Genomic DNA, 4,101 nt, shown 5'->3' with positions numbered 1-4,101 from the left:
GTCGCGACGTACGAACTGAGCCACGGGTGGCTGCGTGTCGCCCCGGCTCGCATCGGCAAGCAGGCATTCCTCGGCAACTCAGGTATGGCCGCGCCAACCTCGGTGATCGGCCCGAGGCCCCGGGTGAGGCTGCCACCGCAGAGCCAGGAGGGCGGCGCTTCGCCGAGCTGGTAGCGCGAGTGGAAGCCCAGCGCCTGGCGCAGCCGCTCACCGACCTGCGGGTACAGGTCCCGTCCCTGGATCCGGGAGGTTTCCGCGACGTGCGAGATGGCGGAGATCCCGTACCCGGTGTGGACGAAGTCGCGGCAGGTCTCCTGGGCGAGGCCGGCGACGAAGGTGGACTGGCCCTGCCAGTAGCCGATGATCTCCGCACTGGTGTCCAGGCCGCTGCCGGGCATCGTGTACGGCAACGCGCCGTCGCTGGGCAGGTAGATGAAGGCCCGGGTGCGGTTGAGGAAGCGGGTGACCGCCGCGTCGTAGGCGCTCCGGTCGTCCAGGAAGACGGCGATGCCGACTGCGGCCTCCATCATGGTCAGCTCCCAGTTGCCGTTGCTGTTCGAACCGTTGCGCACCACCGGCAGGTAGACGTTGCGCAGCATGGTGGCGAAGCGGTTGGCGTTGGGCCAACTCGTGTACGTGTACTTGATGATCTCGGCCGCCCGGGGCCAGACCGAGGCGGCCCAGCCGGTCTGCAGGGGACCGTTGCTGCCGGTGTGTGCGGTGATCGTCGCCGACCAGGCATCCATGATCTGGATCGACTTCTGCGCATACCGTGCGTCCCCGGTGACGTACCAGGCGAGTGCGTCGGTGTACGCCGCGATCGCGTCCTCCCGCTCGTCGGTGCAGCCGTTGTTCGGGTTGGAGTAGGAACCACACTCGACCACCGAGCGGGGCGCCGGGGTGCGCGACAGGGAGGCGTACCGGCTGCCCATCATCTGGCTGTAGGCCGACGCCCACGGCTGCGCGCCGGCCTGCACCCGGCCGCGGACGAAGTCGAGCTGACCCCGACTGACCAGCACACCGGGGTGCGTGAAACCACCGGACGGGGGTGGTGTGGTGCCGCCGCCGGTGGGCAGCGTCCAGGTCTGGTTGGCGGTGCCGGTGCAACTCCAGATCTGCAGCGGGGTGCCGTCGGCGGAACTCTGGCCGGTCGCGTCGAGGCACTTGCCCGAGGTCGGATTGACCAGTTGCCCGGCGTTGGCCGACCACTGCTGCGCCCCGGTGCCGTTGCAGTCGTAGATCTGCACCCGGGCACCGTTGGCGGTGCTGGCGGCGGCGATGTCCAGGCACTTGCCCAGCGCCCGGATCGTGCCGTCGTCGCCGACCGTCCACTGTTGCGCGGTGGAGCCGTTGCAGGTGAAGAGCTGAACCGGTGTGCTGTTGGCCGAGCTCGCGGCGGCCACGTCGACGCACTTGCCGCCGTAGCCGGTGATGCTGCCCGTCGCGGCCGCCGCAGCGGGCGATGCGCCGACGACCAGGCCGGTCGGTACGGCGAGCAGGGCCGCGGCGAGCGCGGAGATCAGTCTGATGCGGGGGTGGCGGGGCGTGAGCCCGGCCGATCGTCGCGCCATGTGGGGGTCCTTCCGGGGCGGCGAAACCACTGTAAAGTGTGTTAATCATTACAGTCATACAGGCCGATATCAATGTCTTCGTCGCCACGGATGCCGTTACGGGTGCATGGACGCACCCTTGAGCACCTTGTCCACCACGTTGCGCGGCGCGTGCAACGCCAGTCCCACCAGGTCGAGCTTCTCCCGTCCGACCGCCTGGACGGCGGCCCGGTTGTCCCGGTCGTTGCCGGTGGCGAACAGCTCGGAGGTGAAGATCGCCAGCCGCAGGCCACGAGCGAGCCCGCGCGAGTGCGCGCCGACCAACGTCGCCCGGTCCCCGGCGAAGACCAGCACCGGCTGACCGAACATCGGCAGGTAGCCGGTGCCGTCCGCGTCGCGGTACTCCTCGCCGACCAGCTCCGGCAGCGTGCTCGCGATGCCGCTGACCAGGAAGGCGGTGACGTTCAGCCGTTGCCAGCCCGCCAGGTCGTTGCGGAGCAGCACGGCGATCTTGGTGGGAAAGCGGATCGGTTCGGTCATGGCGTCGAGCCTGCCCGCCCGAACACCTACCGGTCTTGTACGTTCTTAGCGTGGACACCCGCCCGGCGGGCTCGCACGTCAGCGCGTGGCGACCCGCGGTAGCCGGGGTCGCCGAGGTCTTCCACGCCCATTTCGTCGACCACGCCTACCCCCGGCACATCCACGAGGTGTGGACGCTGTTGATCGTCGACGACGGCGCGGTCCGCTTCGACCTGGACCGGCACCGGCACGGCGCGCTGCGCACGTCGGTCACCCTTCTGCCGCCGTACGTGCCGCACGACGGCAGATCCGCCACACCCGACGGCTTCCGCAAGCGCGTCCTGTACCTCGACACCTCGGCGCTCGACGCCGAGCTGGTCGGGCGGGCCGTCGACGAGCCGGACCTTGCCGATCCGCGGCTGCGCGACCGGGTCCACCACCTGCACCAGGTGCTCGCCACACCTGGCGACGAGTTCGAGGCCGAGAGCCGGCTCGCGTTCATCCTGGACCGGGTCCGCCGCCAGCTCCGCCAGCGCTGCCCGGTCGGTGTCCAGCCGGCCGGACACGGCCTCGCGGTGCGCCTACGAGAGCTGCTGGACGCCCGGACCGTCGAGGGCGTCACCCTTCGGGAGGCCGCGGAGCTGCTGCACGCCCACCCGACCCACCTGGTCCGGGCGTTCACCCAGGCGCACGGCGTGCCACCGCACACGTACCTGACCGGCCGTCGGGTCGAGCGGGCCCGTCGCCTGCTCCTCGCCGGGCAGCGGCCCGCCGAGACCGCCGTCGCGGCCGGTTTCTTCGACCAGGCGCACCTGACCCGCCACTTTCGGCGCTACCTGGGGGTCAGCCCGGCCCGCTACCCGCGTCCGAGCTGATCGCGTTCAGACGACCTGGCCACCGATGACGGCGAGCAGGCGCAGCTTCTCGTCGCTCGGCGACCCGGGTACGGCGGTGAAGACCAACAGTGTCTGTGACTGGTCGGGATCCACGAGCGTCTGGCAGTGCAGCTCCAACGCCCCGACCTCCGGGTGCAGGAAGTGCTTGGGCGGGCAGTAGCCGGCGGGCACCGGGTGCTCCCGCCAGAGCTGCGCGAACTCCGGGCTCCTGGCCAGCAGGTCGTCGACGAGCGCGGCGGCCCGTGAGCCGCGCCCGTCACGGGTGTACGCCGCGTGCAGGTGCGCCACGAGCAGGCGACTCTGTGTCTGGTGATCCTGCGCCGGGTGCAGTTGCCGTGCCGTCGGGTCGGTGAACCAGCGGTGGTGCGCGCTGCGCGCCAACCCGGTGTACCGGGTCTCGTCACCGAGCAGGGCGACGGCCGGCGCGGTCTGCGCCAGGGTCTCGCCGAGGTGGTTCACCACCTGGGCCGGGGTGTCGTGCATCCGGTCGAGGATGCGCATCATCCCCGGGTTCACGTGGTCGGCCCGCACCGCCCGGCGCGGAACGGCGTGACCGGCGAGCTGGAACAGGTGGTCCCGTTCGGCGAGGGAGAGCCGCAGGCCCCGGGCCAGGGCGGCGAGCATCTGCTCCGAGGGGTGCGGCCCGCGCTGCTGCTCCAACCGGCTGTAGTAGTCGGTGGACATTCCGCTCAACGTGGCGACTTCCTCACGCCGCAGCCCTCCGGTGCGCCGACGGGGCCCCCGGGGCAACCCCACGTCCTCGGGCTGCAGGGCCTCCCGGCGGGTACGCAGGAAGCTCGCGAGTTGGGCGCGGTCCACGGGTGTCTCCGTTCGGTGGGTGCCGGCGAATCGACCGGCACATCGAGTGCAACAGACCAGCCCCGCCCCGCTGTTCCACCCCACCCCAAGATCGCACTCCCGGCCCGCGCCCTGCGCCCTGCGCCTGCGCCTGCGCCTGCGCCTGCGCCTGCGCCTGCGCCCAAGATCGCACTAAATCCTGGTTGTAGTGGTGTGCGGGGCGATCGAGGCCACTACATCCACGATCTAGCACGATCTTGGGGCGGGTGCACCTGTCGCAGTTCCTGCTCGCCAACGGCGCCAGTGTGGGCGCGGGCACGATAGTGGGCCGCTCCGGC

The 4,101-nt window shown here is 71.0% G+C and carries 4 protein-coding genes; 1 reads left to right on the top strand and 3 read right to left on the bottom strand.

Going from position 1 to position 4,101, the window contains the following annotated elements; all coding sequences use genetic code 11:
* Together ABZ749_RS30760 and ABZ749_RS30755 are read right to left on the bottom strand one after the other, a co-directional pair.
* The coding region (locus ABZ749_RS30760) for a ricin-type beta-trefoil lectin domain protein (RefSeq protein WP_357233895.1) at positions 1–1,571 on the bottom strand (1,571 nt) is incomplete at its 3' end.
* Between the two features lie 96 nt (positions 1,572–1,667).
* Positions 1,668–2,090 (bottom strand): DUF2000 domain-containing protein, encoded by a 423-nt coding sequence (locus ABZ749_RS30755; RefSeq protein WP_357207495.1) that lies wholly within the window; start codon positions 2,088–2,090, stop codon positions 1,668–1,670.
* A gap of 50 nt (positions 2,091–2,140) precedes the next feature.
* Between ABZ749_RS30755 and ABZ749_RS30750 the strand changes: the two genes are divergently transcribed.
* Entirely contained in the window at positions 2,141–2,944 is an 804-nt protein-coding gene (locus ABZ749_RS30750; protein ID WP_357233893.1) for an AraC family transcriptional regulator, read from the top strand.
* A gap of 6 nt (positions 2,945–2,950) precedes the next feature.
* Here the strand turns inward: ABZ749_RS30750 and ABZ749_RS30745 are convergent, their stop codons facing one another.
* Positions 2,951–3,784 (bottom strand): helix-turn-helix transcriptional regulator, encoded by an 834-nt coding sequence (locus tag ABZ749_RS30745; RefSeq protein ID WP_357233891.1) that lies wholly within the window; start codon positions 3,782–3,784, stop codon positions 2,951–2,953.
* Between the last annotated feature and the right edge of the window lie 317 nt (positions 3,785–4,101).

Origin of the sequence: Micromonospora sp. NPDC047753 (assembly GCF_040642735.1) — a bacterium.
GTDB lineage: Bacteria > Actinomycetota > Actinomycetes > Mycobacteriales > Micromonosporaceae > Micromonospora.
The sequence above is the reverse complement of the archived record's forward strand: the minus strand, read 5'-3'. Positions and strand labels throughout refer to the sequence as shown.

Coding starts and splice junctions, on each gene's coding strand:
- ABZ749_RS30755 (WP_357207495.1), bottom strand. CDS start 2,090: ATGACCGAACCGATCCGCTTTCCCACCAAGATCGCCGTGCTGCTCCGC.